21 protein-coding genes are annotated in these 21,330 nt (G+C 63.5%); 4 read left to right on the top strand and 17 right to left on the bottom strand.

What is annotated here, in order from left to right:
* Positions 1 to 1,053: a chemotaxis protein CheB gene (locus AU381_RS21055; protein WP_064243679.1), complete on the top strand. Its 1,053-nt coding sequence runs from the start codon at positions 1 to 3 to the stop codon at positions 1,051 to 1,053.
* A gap of 56 nt (positions 1,054 to 1,109) precedes the next feature.
* Here AU381_RS21055 and AU381_RS21060 read toward each other — a convergent pair whose 3' ends face one another.
* The 4 genes from AU381_RS21060 to AU381_RS21075 form a co-directional block, all read right to left on the bottom strand.
* Complete coding sequence (locus AU381_RS21060) at positions 1,110 to 2,081, bottom strand: type II secretion system F family protein (RefSeq protein ID WP_064243680.1); 972 nt, start codon at positions 2,079 to 2,081, stop codon at positions 1,110 to 1,112.
* Positions 2,082 to 2,089: 8 nt separating this feature from the next.
* Positions 2,090 to 3,091 (bottom strand): type II secretion system F family protein, encoded by a 1,002-nt coding sequence (locus AU381_RS21065; RefSeq protein ID WP_064243681.1) that lies wholly within the window; start codon positions 3,089 to 3,091, stop codon positions 2,090 to 2,092.
* 38 nt (positions 3,092 to 3,129) lie between these two features.
* Positions 3,130 to 4,554 (bottom strand): TadA family conjugal transfer-associated ATPase, encoded by a 1,425-nt coding sequence (locus AU381_RS21070; protein WP_156528645.1) that lies wholly within the window; start codon positions 4,552 to 4,554, stop codon positions 3,130 to 3,132.
* 110 nt (positions 4,555 to 4,664) lie between these two features.
* Positions 4,665 to 4,826, bottom strand: a complete 162-nt coding sequence (locus tag AU381_RS21075; protein WP_064243682.1) for a Flp family type IVb pilin — start codon at positions 4,824 to 4,826, stop codon at positions 4,665 to 4,667.
* Positions 4,827 to 5,099: 273 nt separating this feature from the next.
* Here AU381_RS21075 and AU381_RS21080 point away from each other — a divergent pair, with 273 nt between their 5' ends.
* The gene (locus tag AU381_RS21080) at positions 5,100 to 5,609 is read left to right on the top strand and encodes a pilus assembly protein N-terminal domain-containing protein (protein ID WP_064243683.1); all 510 of its coding nucleotides are present in this window, start codon (positions 5,100 to 5,102) and stop codon (positions 5,607 to 5,609) included.
* 17 nt (positions 5,610 to 5,626) lie between these two features.
* Here the strand turns inward: AU381_RS21080 and AU381_RS21085 are convergent, their stop codons facing one another.
* The 4 genes from AU381_RS21085 to AU381_RS21100 are packed head-to-tail and all read right to left on the bottom strand — an operon-like array spanning position 5,627 to position 9,155.
* On the bottom strand, positions 5,627 to 6,052 hold the full coding sequence (locus AU381_RS21085; RefSeq protein ID WP_064243684.1) for a TadE/TadG family type IV pilus assembly protein: 426 nt from the start codon (positions 6,050 to 6,052) through the stop codon (positions 5,627 to 5,629).
* Entirely contained in the window at positions 6,049 to 7,791 is a 1,743-nt protein-coding gene (locus AU381_RS21090) for an AAA family ATPase (protein WP_064243685.1), read from the bottom strand. The genes AU381_RS21085 and AU381_RS21090 overlap by 4 nt, the downstream gene beginning before the upstream one ends.
* 25 nt (positions 7,792 to 7,816) lie before the next feature.
* Positions 7,817 to 8,608, bottom strand: a complete 792-nt coding sequence (gene cpaB / locus AU381_RS21095; RefSeq protein WP_064243686.1) for a Flp pilus assembly protein CpaB — start codon at positions 8,606 to 8,608, stop codon at positions 7,817 to 7,819.
* Positions 8,609 to 8,642: 34 nt separating this feature from the next.
* Complete coding sequence (locus tag AU381_RS21100) at positions 8,643 to 9,155, bottom strand: A24 family peptidase (RefSeq protein ID WP_064244170.1); 513 nt, start codon at positions 9,153 to 9,155, stop codon at positions 8,643 to 8,645.
* 208 nt (positions 9,156 to 9,363) lie between these two features.
* On the opposite strand from AU381_RS21100, the gene AU381_RS21105 reads away from it, so the two are divergent.
* Positions 9,364 to 10,659 carry a pilus assembly protein TadG-related protein gene (locus tag AU381_RS21105; protein WP_064243687.1) on the top strand — a complete coding sequence of 432 codons (1,296 nt, stop codon included), beginning with the start codon at positions 9,364 to 9,366 and terminating at the stop codon, positions 10,657 to 10,659.
* Here AU381_RS21105 and AU381_RS21110 read toward each other — a convergent pair.
* From AU381_RS21110 to AU381_RS21120, 3 genes are read right to left on the bottom strand one after another with little or no spacing between them, the layout of a single operon-like run.
* The gene (locus AU381_RS21110; RefSeq protein WP_064243688.1) at positions 10,625 to 11,635 is read right to left on the bottom strand and encodes a DUF3618 domain-containing protein; all 1,011 of its coding nucleotides are present in this window, start codon (positions 11,633 to 11,635) and stop codon (positions 10,625 to 10,627) included. The genes AU381_RS21105 and AU381_RS21110 overlap by 35 nt on opposite strands.
* A complete protein-coding gene (locus AU381_RS21115) occupies positions 11,632 to 12,051 on the bottom strand; it encodes a phage holin family protein (RefSeq protein ID WP_064243689.1) in 420 nt (139 codons plus the stop codon). The genes AU381_RS21110 and AU381_RS21115 overlap by 4 nt, the downstream gene beginning before the upstream one ends.
* Entirely contained in the window at positions 12,044 to 12,652 is a 609-nt protein-coding gene (locus AU381_RS21120) for a hypothetical protein (RefSeq protein WP_064243690.1), read from the bottom strand. Before AU381_RS21120 ends, AU381_RS21115 begins: the two co-directional genes overlap by 8 nt.
* 536 nt (positions 12,653 to 13,188) lie before the next feature.
* Between AU381_RS21120 and AU381_RS21125 the strand changes: the two genes are divergently transcribed.
* Positions 13,189 to 15,375 carry an amylo-alpha-1,6-glucosidase gene (locus tag AU381_RS21125; protein ID WP_064243691.1) on the top strand — a complete coding sequence of 729 codons (2,187 nt, stop codon included), beginning with the start codon at positions 13,189 to 13,191 and terminating at the stop codon, positions 15,373 to 15,375.
* Between the two features lie 81 nt (positions 15,376 to 15,456).
* Here the strand turns inward: AU381_RS21125 and rpsU are convergent, their stop codons facing one another.
* The 6 genes from rpsU to AU381_RS21155 form a co-directional block, all read right to left on the bottom strand.
* Entirely contained in the window at positions 15,457 to 15,693 is a 237-nt protein-coding gene (gene rpsU, locus AU381_RS21130; RefSeq protein WP_014331582.1) for a 30S ribosomal protein S21, read from the bottom strand.
* Positions 15,694 to 16,042: 349 nt separating this feature from the next.
* Entirely contained in the window at positions 16,043 to 16,252 is a 210-nt protein-coding gene (locus AU381_RS21135) for a cold-shock protein (RefSeq protein ID WP_064243692.1), read from the bottom strand.
* A 293-nt stretch (positions 16,253 to 16,545) separates the two neighbouring features.
* Positions 16,546 to 17,973: an FAD/NAD(P)-binding protein gene (locus tag AU381_RS21140; protein ID WP_064243693.1), complete on the bottom strand. Its 1,428-nt coding sequence runs from the start codon at positions 17,971 to 17,973 to the stop codon at positions 16,546 to 16,548.
* Between the two features lie 236 nt (positions 17,974 to 18,209).
* Positions 18,210 to 18,977 (bottom strand): 2-dehydro-3-deoxy-D-gluconate 5-dehydrogenase KduD, encoded by a 768-nt coding sequence (kduD, locus tag AU381_RS21145; protein WP_064243694.1) that lies wholly within the window; start codon positions 18,975 to 18,977, stop codon positions 18,210 to 18,212.
* Positions 18,974 to 19,822 carry a 5-dehydro-4-deoxy-D-glucuronate isomerase gene (kduI, locus tag AU381_RS21150; RefSeq protein WP_064243695.1) on the bottom strand — a complete coding sequence of 283 codons (849 nt, stop codon included), beginning with the start codon at positions 19,820 to 19,822 and terminating at the stop codon, positions 18,974 to 18,976. Before kduI ends, kduD begins: the two co-directional genes overlap by 4 nt.
* A gap of 92 nt (positions 19,823 to 19,914) precedes the next feature.
* Positions 19,915 to 21,192: an ABC transporter substrate-binding protein gene (locus tag AU381_RS21155; protein ID WP_064244171.1), complete on the bottom strand. Its 1,278-nt coding sequence runs from the start codon at positions 21,190 to 21,192 to the stop codon at positions 19,915 to 19,917.
* Positions 21,193 to 21,330: the final 138 nt, after the last annotated feature.

Below are 21,330 nucleotides of genomic sequence, written 5' to 3' on the forward strand. Positions count from 1 at the left end.
ATGGTTCGCATTCTTCTTGCCACCTCCAGGGTCGATCTTCAGGAACTCGTCGAGAAGGCGGTTCGCGGAGATCCGGCGGCGGAGCTCCTCGGCGTGGCAAGAAGCACGGCCGAGGCGGTCGCGATGGCGCGGCAACTGTCGCCCGATATCGTGACGATGGAACTGCGGCTCGGTGATCACGACAGCGCCGAAGCGGTGAGCGAGATCATGGTCTCAGCGCCGGCGCCGATCGTCATGGTGTCCCGTGACAATGGCGGTGAGCTCGGAGTTGCCGCGGCTCGAGCCCTCGAAGCCGGTGCTCTTGCGGTCATTCCGGCGCCGCCGCCGGTCGATGGTCGCCTCGAGAAAGCCGCGACGGAGAAATTCCTGTCGACGATCAAGGCCATGGCCCATGTGAAGGTGGTCAGGCAATGGCGCAAGCGGGCCGGAGACCGGCGCCGCATCGATCAGCGCCGTGCGGCCGCGGCCGATCGGCCGATCGGCATTGTCGGCATCGCCGCCTCGACGGGTGGCCCCGCTGCGATCCGGTCGATATTGATGAATATGTCGAGCAGATTCCCTGCCCCGATTCTGATCGTCCAGCACATGTCGAGCGGCTTCATTGACGGCGTCGCCGAATCCCTCGACGCGAGCGTGCCGCTGAGGGTCAAGGTCGCCGCGGACGGCGAGCGCCTGAGGCCCGGAACGGCTTACCTTGCTCCGGACGGTCTCCAGCTTGGCGTCTCCGGCCGATCACGAATCCGCGTCGTAAACGACGTTCCCGCCGACGGCTTCAAACCCTCGGGTTCGTATCTTTTCGGCTCGATCGCCCGTGCCTTCAGGGGCGAGGCGCTCGCCGTCATCCTGACCGGCATGGGCAATGACGGGACCGAGGGGCTTCGCGCGGTGCGCGAGGCGGGCGGCAAGGCGATTGCCCAGGACGAGGGGAGTTCCGTGGTTTTCGGCATGCCGAAATCCGCAATCGGTGCGGGTCTTGTCGATTTCGTGCTGCCGCTGGAAAGCATCGGCGGCAAGATCGTTGCCCTCGCTGAAGGTGAAGAGAACGGCACATAGCCACGTACGGAGTTGCGACCGCCGCTTCAAAGAGGGGCGCCGCAACGTCCGCTCACCTATTGAATGCCGGAAATCTGAATGGCAGCCGGCGTGATGATCACCGCGAAGAGAACCGGCAGGAAAAACACGATCATCGGCACCGTGAGCTTCGGGGGAAGCGCGGCCGCCTTCTTCTCCGCCTCGCTCATGCGCATGTCGCGGTTCTCCTGCGCCATCACCCGCAGCGCCTGGCCAAGCGGCGTCCCATATTTCTCCGCCTGGATCAGGCTGGTCACGACGGCGCGGACACCCTCCACGCCGGTCCTCTGCCCCAAGTTCTCGAAGGCCTGCCGCCGGTCCTGCAGATAGGAAAGCTCCGCCGTCGTCAGAAGGATCTCCTCGGCCACCTCGGGAGATTGCACGCCGATTTCCTCGCCCACTTTGCGAAAGGCGCTCTCGATCCCCATGCCGGATTCGACGGTGATCAGCAGGAGGTCCAGCGCCTCCGGCCAGGATCGGCGGATCGCCTGCTGGCGCTTGGTGATCCTGTTCCGGATGAATATCGCCGGAGCGAAATATCCGAGCGAGCCCATGGCGCCGGCCATCCCGATGACAGCAAGCAGCGGCGCCTCGGGCCGAAGGACGAGCAGCATATAGATCAGGCACGCAGCAAAGAGCGCAAATGGCGCTATCAACCGGAAGGCAAGAAAGGTCGTCACCGGAGCGTAACCCCGGTAGCCGGCCATGCTCAGTTGGCGCAGGATGTCGCCATTCTCCGCCTGTTTGGCAAGGTTGAATCGATCGACGATCGCCTGGAAGAAGCGCCTGGGCTCCACGCGGAGCTGCACCTTGCTTTTTTCGGCATTCAGGCGAGTGCGCTCTCGCTTTCTGATGCGCTCGCGCTCGCTCTCCACCTTGCGCATCCGCTCTGCGAGCGTATCGCGGAATATATAGGGCCAGGAAACCGCGACGACCGCAGAGAAGGCGGCAATACCAGCCAACATCGCGGAAAGCTGGTCCGAATCGGGGATGTGGACGCCAAGGTTCATGTCGTTTCTCAGAAGTCGAAGTTGATCATTTTGCGCATGAGGAGGGTGCCGACGCCCATCCACAGGGCCGAGCCGACAAGCACCATCTTTCCGGCCATCGTCGTGAACAGGAGCGACATGTAGTCGGGACTGGTCAGGTACACGGCGCCGGCGACGAAGAACGGCAAGGCCCCGATGATGCCGGCGGAGGACTTTGCCTCCGCGCTCATGGCCTTGATCTTCGCCTTCATCTTCTTCCGCTCGCGCAGCACCTTGGAGAGGTTTCCGAGCGCCTCCGAGAGGCTGCCGCCGGTGCGGCTTTGAATCGTGATGACGATCGAGAAGAACTTGGCCTCGGGCAAGGGAATGCGTTCGCACAGTCGCTCGACCGCTTCGTCGACCGGCAATCCCAGCGTCTGGTCCTGCGCGATGGTGAGGAATTCACCCTTGACCGGCTCCTCGGCTTCGGCAGCAATCACTCGCAGGCAATCGGTCATCGGCAGGCCTGCCTTGAGCCCCCGCACGATCACGTCCACCGCATTCGGAAACTCGGCAGTGAACCGCTTGAGCCGCCTGTTGCGCGTCGTGTTCACGTAGAGGTGCGGCAGGAACAGGCCGCCCGCAATGGCAAAGCCCAGCGTGGTAAGGGCGCCGAGCCCCAGGAGCGATATCGGGACATAGGCGGCGAGGCCAGTGCCGGTGCAAGCGAGCCAGTAGGTGCGGACCGACCAGCCGAGACCCGCCTGGCGGAGCCTGACGTCGAGCTTCGGCTTGCCGCCCTTTCGCGCATGCGCCTTCTGCTGCTCGTCTATCTCGCGCAGCGTCTTTTCAACCGAGCGGCGACGGTCGCGGCGCTCCTCGTCGGCCGTCTCTGCCCGCTTGATCTCCGTGCGGCCGGCGACGCGCTCGAATCTTTGCCGATAGGCGCTGGCCTTCGCGGCCCGCGGATAAAGGGCGGCAAGCATCAGGCCGCCGACGGAGCTCGACGCCAGAAGGAAGATGAGCACGGGAAACAGCGAAGCACTCAGCATGTCCGTATCAGCCTTTGTCAGATGCTCGGGAGCGGCCGTCAGGCGGCCGCCTTGATCTCGGCGGCATCGAGGGCGGCAGCCAGGCGCGCCTCTTCGCCATAGTAGCGGGCGCGATCCCAGAAGGCCGGCCGGCCGATGCCGGTGGAACGGTGCCGTCCGATGATGTTGCCTTTTCCGTCCTCGCCGAGAATGTCGTAGACGAAGAGGTCCTGCGTCGTGACCACGTCGCCCTCCATGCCGAGCACTTCGGTGATGTGGGTGATGCGGCGGGAGCCGTCGCGCAGGCGTGCCGCCTGGACGATCACATCCACCGATGAAACCAGCATTTCCCGGATCGCCTTGGCCGGCAGCGAATGACCGCCCATGGTGATCATCGCCTCGATGCGCGAGATCGCCTCGCGCGGAGAGTTGGCGTGGAGCGTCCCCATCGAACCGTCATGGCCGGTGTTCATCGCCTGCAGGAGGTCGAAGGCCTCCGGGCCGCGCACCTCGCCGACGATGATCCGCTCCGGCCGCATGCGCAGGCAGTTCCTGACGAGGCTGCGCATGGTGATTTCACCCTGCCCCTCGATGTTCGGCGGGCGGGTCTCGAGCCGCACGACATGCGGCTGCTGCAATTGAAGCTCGGCGGCATCCTCGCAGGTGATGATGCGTTCGCCGTCATCGATATAGCCGGTGAGGCAATTCAGGAGCGTCGTCTTGCCGGAGCCCGTACCGCCCGAAATGAGCACGTTGCAGCGGACGCGGCCGACGATCTTGAGGATCTCGGCGCCCTCCGGCGAGATCGAGCCGAACCGCACCAGTTGGTCGAGGTTCAGCTTCTCCTTCTTGAACTTGCGGATGGTCAGGCTCGGTCCGTCGATCGCGAGCGGCGGCGCGATGACGTTGACACGCGAGCCGTCGGCCAGACGCGCGTCGCAGATCGGACTTGCCTCATCGACACGTCGGCCCACCTGGCTGACGATGCGCTGGCAGATGTTGAGAAGCTGCTCGTTGTCGCGGAAACGGATGCCCGTCTGCTGCACCCGGCCACCGACCTCGATGAAAACCTGGTCGGCGCCATTCACCATGATGTCGGCGATGTCATCGCGTGCGAGCAGGGGTTCGAGCGGACCATAGCCCAGAATGTCGTTGCAGATGTCGCGGAGCAGCTCGTTCTGCTCGGCCATGGAAATGCCGGCCTTCTTGGCCGAAACGATGTCGTTGACGATCGCGCCGATTTCCTGGCGCGCTTCGTCTCCGTCCATGCTCGACAGCGCCGCCACGTCGATCGTGGCGATCAGCGCGCTGAAGACTTCCTTCTTCAGGCTGTAATATTGGTCGGCTTTTTCCGCTTTGACGGTAGAAGGGACTTCGGCAGGCTTCGGGACTTCGGGCGGCATGGCAGAGTGCGCTTCGCGCGCCGCGTGCTGGACTTCCGTTTCGGTAGCCTTTTGATCCGGGATGGATTTTCTGCCGAACATCGTTGTCGCTTCACTTGGCCGTTGGGGTGTCTCTGTTCGTGAGATGCGACAGCGGAAGGCGACAATGCCTTCCGCTTCGCTTGGCGACCGACGCGTGACTTGGGTCGCCGTTAGAGGGCAGCTGCGATCGCGTCGAACGCGGCGTCGACATCGGTGCCGACGGTCCGCACGGCAGTGATGATGGCAACGGCGATCAGGCCGGCGATCAGGCCGTATTCGATGGCCGTTGCACCGGATTCGTTGCGGAGAAAGCGGACGAGAAGATTTTTCATGAGACAGATCCTTCACTGGGTTAGGGTTGCGCCGACGCCAAGTTCGGCATCACAGGGCCGGGCCGGCTTCTGCCTCGTTTCCCGCTTGCTGTGTGGCCTTGATATAGACTTTATTAACCCTTTTGATCCATTCGGCCTGATGGCCGATACCACTTCCGCACTAGGGTCGGCCTGTTGGCCTAGTCCAATCGTCCGGCCGCACTATCCTCTTGCTTTGCCGCCTTTATTAGAACGGATGGGTCGTCGTCCGTTCACAGAGATCGGGAGCGAAAAATGCGCGTGGTTCCAGGGCATATAGGGGCCGGACGGCTTGTTCTCGCCTTGCTGGCCTCAACCGTTTTTGGCGGGGCGCAGGCGGCGGAAGATCGCCCGCCGAGCACGGCACTGGAACCGACCCGACAGACCGAGGGCGTTGTCAGGGTCATTGTCGATTTTGCAAGGCCGCTGATGCTCGCCCGGCCGGCGAGCACGCTCATCATCGGCAACCCCGCCATCGCCCAGGCGACGCTCAGCGACGACAAGACGGTCATACTGACCGGCAAGACGCCCGGATCGACGAACCTCATCGTCATGGATGCCGCCGGCGCAGAGGTCGCCAACATCATCCTCGACGTGGTTGCAGCGGGCGGCCGGTTGATCACCGTCCACGGGGGCACCGGGCGATCGACCTACAGCTGCACGGAGCACTGCGATCCGGTTCAATCCGGCGACGAAACGTCGAACGCTCCTCCGCCGAACAACCCCGCTCCGCCGATCAGCGAAGTAAGCCCCGACGAACCATGACCCACTCCGCCGATCGGTCATCCGATCGGGATGCGCCGCGAAAAAGCGAGGCTGAAGGGAGCCTCCGCCAACCCGGGAAGGAAGAACCTGAACGGGTAGCGGATCGACAACACGCGAAAATCGATCCCGTCTACCGTTTGCTTGCTGACGGCAATTTGCAACAACTCGGGATCGCCGCTGCCGAACTTTTCGCGGACGGCGCTCGCCAGCTTCGTCTGCGCCTCCGTGTCGGGCGCGTCGCGCGCGATCTGCCCGATGAGGACCTGCCGGGCGGCAAAATCGACAGCATAGGACAGGTCGTTGCGCACGTAAAAAGCGCGGCCGAACTCCATGACGCCGAGCACCAGCAGAAGCAGCGGAAAACAGACGAGCGAGAATTCGACCGCCGTCGCGCCCGACTGGCTGCGCCAGGCGCGACCAAGGATGTGGAACGATACGGTCATCGGACCTGCACCTGCATCGAGGAGTTGAGCTGGAAGGGCGGCAGCGCCTCCGGCACGGACATGGGCTGGTAGTTCTTCGCCGCTTCAAGCCGATAGAATACGAGCTGCTGCGCCGCATTCGCGCAAGGGCTCGTCCCGCATTGCGGCGCGGCCTCCGGCTTGACATCGGCGTTCTCCGGGCAGGCGCAGTAGCGCTTCGCCGGCGCCAGGATGACATTGGCCGGCACGGCGCTTTGCGCCAGCGTCGACTGCAGCACCTTGTCGACCTGCGTCGCTCCCGGATCGGCCATGGCGGCTTGGGCCCCGGCCCGAAGGACGTGGTCGATCGTCATCCGCTCGTGCAGCGCCAGGGCAACATCGGCCATGGCGACGAGGCCAAGGGCCAACACCGGTGCGATCAGCGCAAATTCCACGGCCGAGGCGCCGGCCTCGGACTTCTTCAGTTCGTGCGCCTTCTTGCGCAGCCCCGCCGCCGCCTTCTGCTGGTGCCGTTGAACGAATCTCTGCACCAATCCCGGGAGTCCTTTCCTTCGCGTCCGTCTCTCCCGCGTGCCGCCGACCCGCCAGGCAAGCGATGCGATGGCCTGTCCCGCCTTGGACTCGGGCGCCGACTCGACGACCAGTTGGCCGTTATTGGCCGCCTTGCCGAACAGCTGCGGATCGAAAGGGACGCATACGCTTTCCTCCAGCCCGACGGCGGCGACAAAGTCCTTCGGCTTGATTTCCGCGAGCTTCGGCGTGTTTGTCCGGTTCAGCACGAGTCTCGGCGGCGGATCGTTCGGACGCGCCGTCTTCAGAAATTCGACCAGGTTCTTCACGTTGCGCATCGAGGCCAGATCCGGCGTTGCGGTGATAACGATCTCGTCGGCCTCCAGCAGAATCTTTCGCGTCCACTGCATCCAGATGTGCGGCAGATCGACCACGACGTGCCAGGAACTGGACCGGGCGACATCCAGGAGATGATCGACATGCTCCTCCTTCAGATGGAAGAACCTGTTGAGGTCGGTGGTCGTCGGAAGCAGGTGCAGGTGCTCCGTGTAGGGCACCGCCAGGCGCCGCAGCAGCACGTCGTCCAGGCGGTCGGGGCTGCTCAGAACCTCCGTCATGCCCTGGACGGCCTCCACGTCGAAAGCGAGCCCCAGCGTGCCGAACTGGAGGTCGAGGTCGGCCATCAGCACGTCGGCATCGACGCGCTTCGACATCGCGAAGGCGACGTTGTGGGCGAGCGTCGAGGAGCCGGTTCCGCCCTTGGCACCGATGAAGGCGACGATCCGCCCGAGCTTCTCATCGACGGAGTCGCGAAAGCAGCGATGCACCGCAGCGACGAAGTCGATCGGGTCGAGCGGCATGACCAGGTAGTCGCTGACGCCGGCGTCGAGCAGCCTCTTATAGAGGCCGACGTCGTTGGAACGGCCGACGACGATGACCTTGGTGCCGGTGACGCACTCCATTGCCAGGGCTTCGAGCGCCGGCATCAGACGGCCCTCCTCATCGCTGTTCTCCACGACGACGAGGTTCGGCGATGTGACGCCGCCGTAAAGCGCCGTAGCTTCCTGTATCCCGCCTTCCTTGATCGTCACGGTGGCCCGCGTCATGCGGCGGTCCATCGCCGCCATGCGGATCGTCTCCGTCAGCGCCTCCGAGCGGCAGAAGACGGTGATGACCACCTTCGGGACGGACAGGAGCGGCGCAACCGGTGCCCGCGGGGTGTCCTGGATAGTGTTTCCGAGCTGTTTCATCTGTCCGACAATCCGTGAAAATCAATCAGCTGCCGCCGGAGCGGGATGGGACCTCGACCATCGACAGCCGCCCTCCACTGACAATGCGCACGACCCCTGGTCGGTTTCCTTCCGTCTCGACAACCGGCGCTTCCAGGTTGTCGGCGACAGCCCGCAGCGCAAGCGACACGGTGCCGGAAGCCTCCGCCGCGGCGATGACGGCGATCTGCTCGGGGTCTGCCTCGAGCGTCGCAGTCTTGCCGACAACTGAGGTACCGTCGGCACCTTCCGAAATGGTCTGATCGACCGCGAGCACCCGTATGTTGGAAAGGATCGCGCGGCTGACGACCTTGCCATCCTTCCCTGAGGAATCCGGGCGGGCGACGGTGTGGATCACGTCGACATGGTCGTTCGGCAGGATGAAACCGCCGGCCGTGCTCTCCGCCGTCACGCGCACGGCGATTGCCCGTTTTCCAGAAGGCAGCATGCTGGACAGGAAACCGGCGCCGCGCTGGGCAAGCTTGTCCTCGCGGATCGGTTCTCCGGCGACGAAACTGCTTTGGGCGAGCAAACCCTTGAGCGTCGCAATCGCGTCCGGCCGCGCACTGCGGCTGATGAACACGGGGGGAATATCTCCCTCCCACGCCTGCCAGCGCAGGTGTGGCTCCTCGAGCGTCGTGCCGCGTGCCAGCCCCTGAGCGGCGACGAGCACCTCCTGAGTGGGAGTCAGCCGAACCTCGGCGGCCTCGACGGTCGGCTGCTCGGTGAAGCCGAGCGCCAGCCACGAGGCGGCACCGCCGGAGGCGAGTGCGAAAAAGAGGATGACCAAGCGGATCATGGCAGGACCTGTTTCCAACGGGATTTCGGTTTCTTCAGAGAATGGCGGAGAGCCAATGGCTTTCCGGCAGCAGCAGGAGCGCCGCCGGCGCCATCGCCGCACCGTACGGAATGCCCGACTGCGGCTGATGCAACCGGCTCGACCAGGCACGTTTCTTCAGGATGACCGGCAGCGGCACCCTGCGAAACTGCAGCAATGACAGTGTCAGAACCGCACCGAGCACCGAAGCGTAGACGACGAAGTGCAGGGCCAGGTCCGGACCGAGCCAGAGCACCGCCACGGGCAGCAGCTTTGCGTCGCCGCCGCCGATCCAGCCGAGGGCGAAGAACGTGAAGGTGCAGGCGAGCACCGCGGACGCTACGAGGGTGCTCGACCAGATCGTGGAAAGCTCGACGCCGGCAAGCGGCGCGAACACCGCGAAGGCGACCAGCAGAAAGGCTACAAGGCGGTTCGGGATCGTCATCGTCGCCACGTCTCTGACGCCTGCATAGGTCATCGTTGCGGCAAAAAGAAAGAATGCGAGCCAAGCGGCAGTCGTGGAGATCATCTCAAGGGCGCCTTTCACGAGGGCCTCGAAGGCCGTTTCAAGTGCCGCGAAATATGCCGCCTGCATCGCTTGATCGCCATTCGGCCTGATGGCCTAAGCGGACGCCTCAAGCGGGATGGGGCAGGACTAGGCCAACCGGCCGAATCGCAACTGCCGCCCTGCCGGGATATATCCTCCGCCCGGAACATCAGGATCCCGTGACACTCGGATGGACAAAGGAACCAACGTGATCGCAGTCGAAAAGCCGTCACCGCGCCTGCGGCGTCTTTCGCGCGCCTTTATGAAGAACGACGGCGGCGCGGTCGCCGTTATCGCGGCGATCGCGTTTCCCGTGCTGGTCGGCGCGATGGGGCTCGGAGCGGAAACCGGCTACTGGTATATGGAGCAGCGTCAACTGCAGCATGCGGCGGACGTGTCGGCCCATGCGGCCGCCATCCGCCATCGGGCGGGCGACCAGCAACCGGCCCTCGAGAGCACGGCGCTGGGGATCGCGAGCGCCTCGGGCTATGCCCCCGGCACCCTGACCGTCAGCACGAAGCCCGGACTGAGCGCCGGATCGACCAAGGTCACGGTGGAACTGACGGAGACGCATGCGCGCCTATTTTCCTCCGTCTTCGTCGGCGGGCCGGTGGCGATCTCGGCCCGTGCGGTCGCAGAGGTCAAGGGTGGCTCGAAGGCCTGCGTGCTGGCCCTGTCGGGCTCGGCATCGGGCGCGGTCACCGTGACCGGCTCGACCCAGGTGCAATTGTCGGGCTGCAGCGTTGTCTCCAATTCGAGCGCCGCCGACGCCTTTCTTATGAAGAACGGTAGCGCCTTCATGTCGACCGATTGCGTCTACACGGTCGGCGAAGCGGTGACGACGACCGGCCTGACAATGACCGGCTGCAGCGAGCCCGTCGAACGCGTCCCGCCGACCCCGGACCCTTTCGCGAGCGTCGCCGAGCCGGACAGGCTGCAGGTCCAGCTGCTTCCCTGCCGGACGCTGGACTATGTCTCCAACTCGACCTACCTGCTCGACCGCCTCCTGAGCGGGCTCGCAGCGATCCGGTTCTGCGGCGGGCTGGACATCAAGGGAACGATCGCGCTGAAGCCTGGCCTCTACATCATCGACGGTGGCGAACTCACCGTGACGGCGGGAGCGAAACTCTCAGGCGAGGGCGTCACCTTCTATTTCACGAATTCCGCGACCGCGAAGCTGCTTGGCAACGGCGACATCGACCTGACCGCGCCGGCGAGTGGACCCTATGCCGGCCTGCTCTTCTTCGGAAGTCGCCGCGATGCGGGCGTGGTTCATCAGGTGACGGGCAATTCGGAATCGACGCTGGAAGGAAATTTGTACATCCCAAGCGGCCGCATCGAGTTTACCGGCAACTCGACGGTTTCGGGCGGCTGCACGCAGATCGTCGCGAACGAAATCACCTTCACCGGCAATTCGACGATGGAGACCTGCGCCTCGCCGACGGACGAGATCATCGTCGGCAAGACGGTGTCGCTCGTCGAATAAGCAGGCGCCGAAACGGTTCGCGTAGCCGATTCCTGGCGGCGTCGTGCGCTTCAAGGGCGGCATCACCCGCCTTGTCCAGCACCTGCTGCGCAGTCCCCACTGCCTCGCCAACCGCTGCATTGGCCCTGTCCGCCAAGCGGCTGCGCGCCTCGTCGGCCGCCTCGCCCATGGCTTCGTCCTCGGTCTCGGTGTGGGGCAGAGCAGCCCCGATCGCCGCACCTACGGCAAAGGCAAGCGCGCCGCCGACCAGCGGCTGATCGCGGAAATGCTGGAGGATGGCTGCATTCAGGCGCGCGCCCTGGTCTTCCAGCGATCGGCCGGCGGACTGCACACTGCCGGCAAGCGACCTGCCGGTTTCCGCAATGGACTCCGACATGCGGCCCGCGGAGTCACTTACCTGCCGCCACGTCCTGGAAGCCCAACCCGAGGCCTCGTCGAACATGGCACCGGTCTCGTCGCGTATGTCTTCGATCTGCTTGCCGGCGGCGTCGGCAAAGCCGCGATAGACCTTGCCGCTCTGGTCGACGAAGTGGCCGGCCCGGCGACCGGCAGCGTCAGTCATGGCCCTGAAGCGGTTGCCGCCTTCATCCGCGAAATGGCTGTACCGCTCGCCGAAGCTCTCCTCGACCGGACCGCTTCGCCTTACCGACCCCGTGACGTTTGCCAGTGGATAGTCGTCCGGCTCATTGTCCAGTCCTGTGAACCGGGGAGCGCGGGAGCCCGGATTGGCGAGCAGCCAGGCGAGGCTTATCCCCATCAGGGCAACCGGGATGGGGTTTGCCTTGAGTGCCACGCCGAGATTGCTCAGATATTCGGCTCCGCCACTCGTCTTGGCATATTCGAGCACCTCGTCCATCAGTTGGCCGAGCGACATGCGCTCCTGGATGGCGTGGAGCTTTTCTTCGATCCGCTGCCGGTCGGCCTCGATCTCTCGCTGCAGCTCGGCGGCCGAGTGCGTGTGGGAAAAATCGTTCATTGCACTCTCTCCTTCACAACGTCGAGGTCGCGCTGCAGGGAGCTGGCCGTCTTATCGAACTTCAGACTGCTGCCGCGCAGGTGCGAGATGCTGCGCGAGATCATCGCCCAGGCGAGGAGCGCGACGACGACGCCGATGATGACAGCCGACAACGCATCGGCATTGGGTTCGGTCATGTTCTGTGCGACGAGAAAGGCGGCCAATCCCTGTACCGCCGCGCTCAACAGCACGCCGATGGCACCTATTGCGAAAACCAGGCCGACGAGAAGCGTCTCAAGACTGCCTATCGCCCGGTTTACGTTCTCGGATGCCTCGGCCTTCGCCAGATCGATTTCCTTGCGGAAAAGCCCGGATATATCCGCCACCAGACCGGTCATGAGCTCCGGCAAGGGGCGGTCGTCTCGATGATTAACCATTGCGCCGATCCTCCTCGAATTTCCACCCGCCTTCACCTGGTCTGGGGCTTGCCGACGGCGATGGCGAGGACGATTGGGAAACACCCCGCCTGCTGCGGCGATGCGCCGAGGCGGTCAGGAAGCGACTGGCGGCCAGTCCGGCAATCGCCGCCATGCCCAGGAAGGCGAGCGGCTGCTTCCGGCCGAAGTCTTCCGCCATGCCGGCAATCTCGCCGAGGTTGCGGCCCTCGATGTCGCGGGCGAAACCCTGAAGCGAGCTGCCCATCTGTTTGGCATACCTGCCAAGGGCACGTTGATCCGACTGTTCCAATTCGCCGCCGACTTTTTCAAGGGCAGTTGCGACGCCGCTCAGTTGGCGCGCCGTCAGGTTCTTCTCGTCCTCGGCCATACGGCTGACGGCTTCCTTGGCTTCCTCCGTCTGCTCGCCGGCGAATTGCCGCAGCTCATCGAGATCCTCACGCACGGCCTGTTGCAGGCCACGGTCCATGGCGCCCTCGCCTTCTCTTGTCCCTGCGCCAGGCTGACGGCCGGCGCTTTCCGGCGTCGTTGCGGGCGAACCGGGCTGATCACCGGGGCTGCGGCCACTTGTCTCATTGTTCATCTTGGCTCCTCCATCGCGGAACGACTGTTTATGTCATTCCAACCAACCACTTGCGGCCTTGTTCCATCCACGGCCACGTGAGGTGCCAGGAAATCGGACGCGGGCGGCGCGCCTGGCGGCGAAGAAGATGATCCGGAGCTCTCGTGCTCTTGGGCCCGCTCGTCGCACGACCGCATGGTTCCCTCGGATCCTTGTCGATTTAAGGTTAAAAACATGCAGCGATTCCAAGTGCTACAGTGACCTTTGGGCGTCTGATAAGACGCGCGCGCTGTAGAGCCCGGAACAAAATACGGAGGCTGTTGTTAACAGACATTCGCGAGCACCCGCGAGGCCGCCGCGCGCAAGACACCGCGGAAACACGAGGCGTTTTTACCTTCGACGACTGCACGTTCCTTGAATCGTCGCCGATTGAAGGGGAAACACTTGCAGAGTTTCAAAGTGCAACAACGTCTGAAAACAGCGCGGCGCTGTAGGCTCGTCGGGGGCTGGCAGAGCCGGCCTGAACTCGATTTCGAAAGTCTTGCAAGGGAAGCGCCATGTCTTCTGAGATCGTCGCCTCTCCGGCCCCCGAGCCACCCGCATATGCGGTTTCGGCAGCCACATCCCTTCAGGAACGGCGCCCGAACACCTTGAAGCACGGCGATACCTTCGCCGTTTTCGATCACAACGGCGACGCCTATTCGGGGCCCGACAGTCCGGAAGGGCTGTTCCACCGCGATACCCGCCACCTCTCCCATCTTGTCGTGACGATCAATGGCGCCAGGCCGATGCTTCTCTCCTCGACACTCAGGGACGACAACGCGACACTGACCTGCGACCTGACCAATCCCGACTTCCTGGACGAGAGCGGCGCACTGGCCCTTGCCCATGACACGATTCACCTCAGGCGATCGCAATTTCTCTGGAACGGCACCTGCTACGAAAGGGTTCTGGTCCGCAGCTTCCATGAAAGGCCGCTGCGCATAGAAATCAGGCTGGCCTTTGCCGCCGATTTCGCAGATCTCTTCGAGGTCCGCGGCAAGCAGCGCAAGCAGCGCGGCCAGATGCATCCACCGACGACCAGGCAAACCGAGGTTCATCTTTCCTATACCGGTCTCGACGGCCAGAAGCGGACCACCCGCCTCGGTTTCGATCCGCCGCCCTCGCAGCTGTCGGCAAGCGAAGCGGTTTACGAGATCGAGCTCGCACCGGGCCAAAGCCGAACGCTGTTCATGGAGATCAACTGCCAACGGGAGCCCGCGATCGCGATCGGTCACAGGTCGTTCTTCTTCGCGCTGAGGGATGCGCGGCGTGCGCTGCGCGCTTCTTCGGGAAGGGCGGCGTCTATCGTGAGTTCCAACGAAGTCTTCAACGAGGTCGTTCACCGCAGCATATCCGACCTCTACATGCTGATCACCGATACCAATGAAGGGCCCTATCCCTATGCGGGGATCCCATGGTTCAGCACGGTGTTCGGCCGCGACGCGATCATCACCGCGATCGAAACCCTGTGGCTCGACCCGGAAATTGCGCGAGGCGTTCTCGCCCATCTCGCCGCCAACCAGGCAACGGATTTCGATCCCTTGTCCGATGCCGAACCGGGCAAGATCCTGCACGAGGTCCGCTTCGGCGAAATGGCCGAGTTACGGGAAGTGCCGTTCCGACGCTATTACGGAAGCGTCGATTCGACTCCGCTGTTCGTCATGCTCGCCGGCCAGTACCTGCAACGCACCGGCGACCTCGCCACTATCCGGACGATCTGGCCGAACATCGAGGCCGCGCTGAAATGGATCGATGTCCACGGCGACCGCGATGGCGACGGCTTCGTCGAATACGGCCGACGGACCGAGGAAGGCCTCATCAACCAAGGCTGGAAGGACAGCCACGACTCCGTCTTCCACGCGGACGGCACGCTTGCCAGGGGTCCGATAGCGATCGCAGAGGTACAGGCCTATGTCTACGGCGCCTGGGAGGCGGCCTCGAGGATGCTCCGGGTTCTCGGTCACGAGGATCGGGCCCTGGAGTTCACGCGCCGCGCCGATGACTTGCGGCATCGCTTCGATGCAGTCTTCTTCGATGCGGAACTCGGCACCTATGTACTCGCCCTGGACGGGGACAAGCAGCCCTGCCGGGTTCGTTCCTCCAATGCGGGCCACGCCCTGCTCACCGGGCTTGCCATTCCGGAGCGGGCCGAAATGCTCGCAAAGACGCTGATGTCCGGCGCCTCGTTTTCGGGCTGGGGAATACGCACCGTGCCTGTCACCGAAAGTCGTTTCAATCCGATGAGCTATCACAATGGCTCGGTCTGGCCGCATGACAACGCCTTGATCGCGCTCGGCCTGGCGCGGTACGGCTATCGCCGGCATGCCGCCCGGATCTTCGAAGGCCTGTTCGCTGCTTCGACCTATATCGACCTGCGCCGGCTGCCGGAGCTCTTTTGCGGTTTTCCGCGCCAGCGCGCCCAGGGCCCCACCTTCTACCCGGTCGCCTGCATCCCCCAGGCATGGGCCGCCGCAGCGCCCCTGTCGCTGATCCAGTCCTGTCTCGGATTTGAGTTCTATACGAAGCAGATGCAGATCACCTTCGACACGCCCTACCTGCCCGGTTTCATCGAAGAGCTCGAGATCAGGAACCTGCAGATCGGCTCCGGGTCCGTCGACGTTGCCGCAAACCGGTCCGGCACCAGTGTCGTTATTGACGTTCTGGAGCGGCGCGGACATGTACGCGTCGTAACGTTCATCTGAACGTGCATGTAACCCAGCGCTGACCTACAGCGCCGCGCGTCTTTTAGACTAAGACGCGCAAGCGAAGGACGAGAAGCGAGATCAGCGCGTGCGCGCCACTCTCTTCGGCGAAGGCAGCAGGCCTTCGCGCTGCAGTTTCTTGCGCGCAAGCTTGCGCGTGCGGCGAACCGCCTCGGCCTTTTCGCGGGCCCGTTTTTCGGAAGGCTTTTCGTAGGCGCTGCGCATCTTCATTTCGCGGAAGACGCCTTCACGTTGCATCTTCTTCTTGAGAACCCGGAGAGCCTGGTCAACATTATTGTCCCTGACGAGTACCTGCAAAGTATATCCTTTCCGTGTTGATGAGATCGCTACATGTTGTCTATCAAGAGCCGACGGGCGGAAATTTCAAGGGGCCCAGTGGGCTGAGGGCAGCGTTTTCACTTGGCCGTCCTGATGCGTAAGCAGTTTAGGGCGCGGTTCCGAACCGGACGCGATACTGCGCCTCTCCGTGTTCGGTCGTGGGCAGCATGCCGCGGCGACCTGTGCCCTTCGGTGGCACCAGCAAAAAAGGCCGGGCGTTACCCCGACCTCCCTTGAGCGCCGCGCGTCCTTTCAGACGCGCCACGGCGCTCCGTCATTCGAACGCTCCCTGCCAGTACATCCGTGGTCAGCGGAGGTGAATGACAAATCATGCAGTTCGCAGATTGTCTGCCGAGCTTTTGCCGGACCTGTTATCGCGGACGATGTCGTAGCTCACCTTCTGGCCTTCGACGAGCGAGCGCAGTCCGGCTCGTTCAACGGCGGAGATATGGACGAACACGTCCGTCGAGCCGTCATCGGGCTGGATGAAGCCGAAGCCCTTGGTGCTGTTGAACCACTTTACGGTGCCTGAATTCATAACGATTTCCTTTCAATCGCTAGAGATTGCGGACGAGTATTCGCCGCGCTTGATCGATATTTGAGAGGAAATCTGACAAAGCGCATCGGCGCGTAGACAAAGGTCACAAGCAATGTTCGACGCGTTATATATAGACGCCGCCTTGAGATATGCAATGGCAAAACCAGATTTAATGACGAAAGTCGTTCGCGCGTCCCGGAAATTACATACAAGCCGCTGTTTTAAATCGCAAATGATATTTCCCTGAAAAACAGCGGAAGTGGCGAATTGCGCCGCCCTCCTGCCTTTTGCACTCAGCGGACGACGGGGTAAAGCCGGCTCGCTTCACCACCCGCAAGCAGCGTTTCGATTTCGCGGGCAACAAGAACGGCATGCTCCGTCACCTGCGGCAGCCCCATCAATTCGCCGAAGGTGCCGCGTGCCAGAGGACCGGCGATGAAAAGGTTCTCTTCCACCCGGCCGTCGGTGCCAACGGCGCGAGCGTGCAGATCGCAGGCGATCCCAAGGCCGGTGGCGCAAAGGGTAAGCACGCCCTCCTTTTCGAGCTCCGTCAGGAAAGGCTGAGACTTCAGTATCTCGCCATGGGCCGGGCCGGTGGTCACCACGATCGCGTCCACCGTCATGCGGCGCCGTGTCTCGAGGCCCCGCTGCCTGAGCTCGACGCTGATCGCGTCGCCCTCGATCGCCGCCGATGCGATGGCGGCGGCGAGAATTTCAAGTCGCCCGTTTTCGACTGCCTCGTCCAGAACGTTTTCGACCTGCGGCGCTATGCGGAACCGATGCACGTCCCAATGGGTGCGCGCCAGGCGGGCGACACGGCGGCGCTCGACGACCGGCAAGGCCTGCCATATCTGCTGGCCCTGCGCCCGCACCGCATCGATGACCGGGTGCCAGCTCAATCCCTGTTGCCGGGCATCCCGCAGCGTCCGGCGAATGCGGCGAAGAAGCTCGGACGCGCGGGTGATTGGATCGGAGACGAAGTCGCCAAACGGGTCCTGTGCGACCGCCGGGTGGCCGCGGGACCGCAAGCCGCGTCGCGATATGGAAATGACAGGCCCGTGGTGGCCCCTCTCCGTAAGTGCGGCAACGACGTCCGCCGCTGTGAGACCATTGCCGACGATCAGGACGCGATCTGCCGGCGCGATGCCGTCCAGCGCGTCGGCCCGCGTCGAATCGGCGACCAGTTTCGGAGAGGAAGCAAGCGGGCGCAAAGTCTTCGGCAGCGACGGGGCCGGATGGCTGACGGCGAGCACGAGAATGTCGGCGGCAAGTGCCTCCCCATCCTCCGCAAGCACTGTCCATTGGTCCGCAGATCGGCCGACCTCGAGGACCCGCGTGCGCCGATGCTCGATCGCCCCGCTCGCGAGAGAGGGGGCGAGCTCCGCCGCGACGTAGTCCCCGAACACCGAGCGCCGCGGATAGGCCATACCCTCGGCGGTGTAGGCGCCCGGATCCGTGGCGGCCGTATCGGCCCGGACAACATAGTCTGCAAAGCTTTCCGGCTCGTCCGGATAAAGGCTCATCTTGAAGGCGGGCACATTGATGCGGTGGGCAGGCTCCGCCGTGTCATAGGCAAGGCCGGCACCGAGCCTTGTGCGCGGTTCGAAGACGATGACACGCGCCGCTCGCTCCAGATTGCGTGTGAGGTGCAGTGCGACGGCGGCGCCACTGAAGCCGCCTCCGATGATCGCCACGACCGGCAAAGGCTCGGATTCTCGCATGCCGCACCCCCGCAATTCTCCGGCGCTCGATAGGTGATTGGACCGGTGGAAAGCTAAAGGCCTTCAAAGTCCCCTGACCGCAAGCGACATCCATTTTTCGGCGAGCGAAAGCCCTGTCCGTACCGATGATAGCACGACCGGGGCAGCGGATTGCATCTACAGAAAATTCTCGTGGATTGGACGACCTGCCTCACCTCATAAAGGAGAAGAGGCATTCCCGTCCGAACCGATCGGAGCTAGCGCGCCAGCCATCCGCCGTCGACGGCGAGCACCTGCCCGGTGACATAGCTGCTCGCAGGGGAGGCGAAGAACAGGACGGCGGTGTCGAGGTCGCTCGGCTCGCCCCAGCGACCGCAGGGAATGCGCTCGAGAATGGCCCGGAAGCGCTCCGGATCGTTGCGCAGCGCCTCGGTATTGTCGGTCGCCATATAACCCGGCGCGATCGCGTTTACCGTGATCCCCTTGGCGGCCAGTTCGTTGGCCATGAGCTTGGTGAGCCCCGCCATGCCATGTTTCGAGGCCGTATAGGAGGCGACGCGGATCCCGCCCTGGAAGGAGAGCAGCGAAGCGACGTTGACGATCCGCCCCTTGATGCCCCGTTCGATCATGTGCCGGACGACCGCCTGGGAGAGCACGAAGGTGCTCTTCAGGTTGATGTTCAGCACGTCGTCCCAGTCTTCTTCGGTGAATTCGGTGAAGTCAGCCCGGCGAATCTGACCGGCATTGTTGACCAGGATGTCGACCGCCGCGCCGCCTTCGACGAGGCCGGCAAACAGATCCGGAATTCCGCCCGGATCGCGCAGATCGTAAACGACCTCTTCAAACCGCCGCCCGAGTGCCCCGACTGCGCGGCGCGTCTCGGGCATTTCCTGTGACCCCAGCCCAATGATGTCGGCGCCGGCGGAAGCGAGCGCCAGGGCGAGGCCCTGCCCCAAGCCGGTGCGCGCGCCGGTGACCAGCGCCCGTTTTCCGGAGAGGTCGAAAAGGCCGGCGGCAGCCGTCATCGGATATCCCCCATCGGCACGAAATCCATGTCCTTGAAGGACTTGTTGTCGCCGGCCATGCTCCAGATGAAGGCATAGGAGGAGGTCCCGGCGCCGCAATGGACCGACCAGGGCGGCGAGATGACCGCCTGTTCGTTCCGGACGATCAGATGGCCCGTCGCTTCCGGCCGCCCCATGAGGTGGACCACGAAAGCGTCCTGCGGCACTTCGAAATAGAGATAGGCCTCCATGCGCCGGTCATGCGTGTGCGCCGGCATCGTATTCCAGACGCTGCCCGGCTCCAGACGCGTCATGCCCATCAGCAACTGGCAGCTCGGCACGACATCGGGATGGATATATTGGTAGAGCCTCCGCTTGTTCGAGGTCTGCCCGTCGCCAAGCTTGAGCTCGATCGCTTCCGCCTTGCGGATATGCCGGGCCGGATAGGCGGCATGGGCGGGCGCGCTGTTGATATAGAACTTGGCCGGCGCCGAAGGATCGGGGCTTTCGAAGGAGACGTTTCCGGTCCCCATGCCGAGATAGAGCGCGTCCTGGAAGCCGACTTCGAAAACGGCGCCGTCCGCCCGGACGATCCCCGGACCGCCGACATTGATCAGCCCAAGCTCGCGTCGTTCAAGCAGGAATTCGCCACCGACGACGCGGGCCATGTCTTCGCCGAGGCCGATCGATTCCCGCTCCGGCATCACGCCGATAAGGAGAAGGCGATCGTAATGCGTATAGACCGCATTCGCGCTCCCCGGCGTAAACAATTCCTCGATCAGGAAATTCTGCCGCAACGCGCTCCCGGTCATGGCTTCCGACTGCGAGTAATGAACCGCGTGGCGGACAGTTATGGACGACTGCATGGCGTTCCTCTTCTTTGCATTGAGCGCGAGAGACGACGCGCCCACTGAGCGGGCACGTCGTCCAGCCTGGGAGGCTTGATGAGAATGGCGCTTTACTGCGTCGCTCGCGCCTCGTTGATCTTGCGGACGTCGTCCTCGAGCACCTTGTAGGTCTCCTCGAGCGACAATTCGCCGACGATCAGCTGGCTCATGCGCTGCACGATCTGCTGGTAGAGCGCCGATCCACCCTTCTGGCGTTCGAAGTCGCGTGCCGCCTGCGGCACGTTCTTCTTGTTGTCGAGGAACACTGCCATGGCGGACTTGGCGTTGTCGCTGGAAAGCTTGTACTGCGGGTCCTTGATATCGGCGCCGGTCAGGATGACGTAGTTTTCGGCGATCTCCCGCTGGATCTTCTCGGAGCCGAGGAACTCGATGAACTCGGCCACCGCCTCCGGATGCTTGGTCCGCTTGAAGCCGACGATCGCCGTGGCGCCCGGCATGGCGTAGCACCCGGCCTCGCCGCACGGCGCATTGATCGCCGTCCAATCGAAGGCGTCACCGATCTTCGTCTGGAACGGGTTGACCATCCAATTTCCGGCCAGATAGGTCACCACATTACCGTTGACGAACTCGTCGCCCATGTTCTTGTACTGCGACCCGCCGGCCGCGCCCCACATCTCCTTGGGGAAGCTCCCGTCCTGCGTCCAGGAATAGACGTCGGCGATGTATTTCTTGGCCGCCTCGTCCGGGAAGCTGAACTTGCCGTCCTTCACATAGGTCGCACCGTAGGAAAAGGCCGCACCCGAGAAGCGGTGGCCGGAGCGGTCCATGGTGAAGGGAACCTGCACGCCCGTCGCCTTTGCGACCCGCGCCGAGGCTTCGACGATCTCCTTCAGCGTCGCCTTCGGCCCCGGCAGGGGCTCGCCGGCCTGCTCGAACAGCGTCTTGTTGACGAAGGGAAGATTGAGCGTCTGCGACGCCACGTAGCCGTTGATGGAAGTCGGCTCGTTGATGTTCGGCAGGCGCAGCTGTTCGAGGCTCGCTCCATGCAGCTTGGCGTAAGCTTCCGGATCCTTCATATAGGGGCGCATATCGAGATAATAGGGCGCCAGCTGCCAATCGGTGATCTTGGCGAGATCGGGGCCCTCGCCGACCGCAAGCTGCACCGGCAATTGCTTGGCGACGGCATCATAGCCCGACGAGACGAAATTGACCTTCACATCCGGATGGGTGCTCTCGAATTCCTTGCTGAGCTCGGCCATGCGCTGGACATAGCCCTGGTCGTCATCGGTGAACAGGAATGTGATCGTCTTGGTTTCGGCCTGAGCCGAGGCCGCCCCGATGAAGCCGGCGATTACAAATGCGCTGACGCCCGAAAAGAGCTTCGACATGCTCATCCTCCCTGATGAAAACATTTTCATAAGTCGAACCGGAACTCCTCTGTCCAATTTCGATTTTCACCTTTTTGCGGCTTGACAGCGCAAAGGTCAAGCTGTTTGTTTTGCGGAAACTTCACGGCGGCGCGCTTA

This window comes from Sinorhizobium glycinis (genome assembly GCF_001651865.1).
In the GTDB taxonomy this organism is placed as follows: Bacteria; Pseudomonadota; Alphaproteobacteria; order Rhizobiales; family Rhizobiaceae; genus Sinorhizobium; species Sinorhizobium glycinis.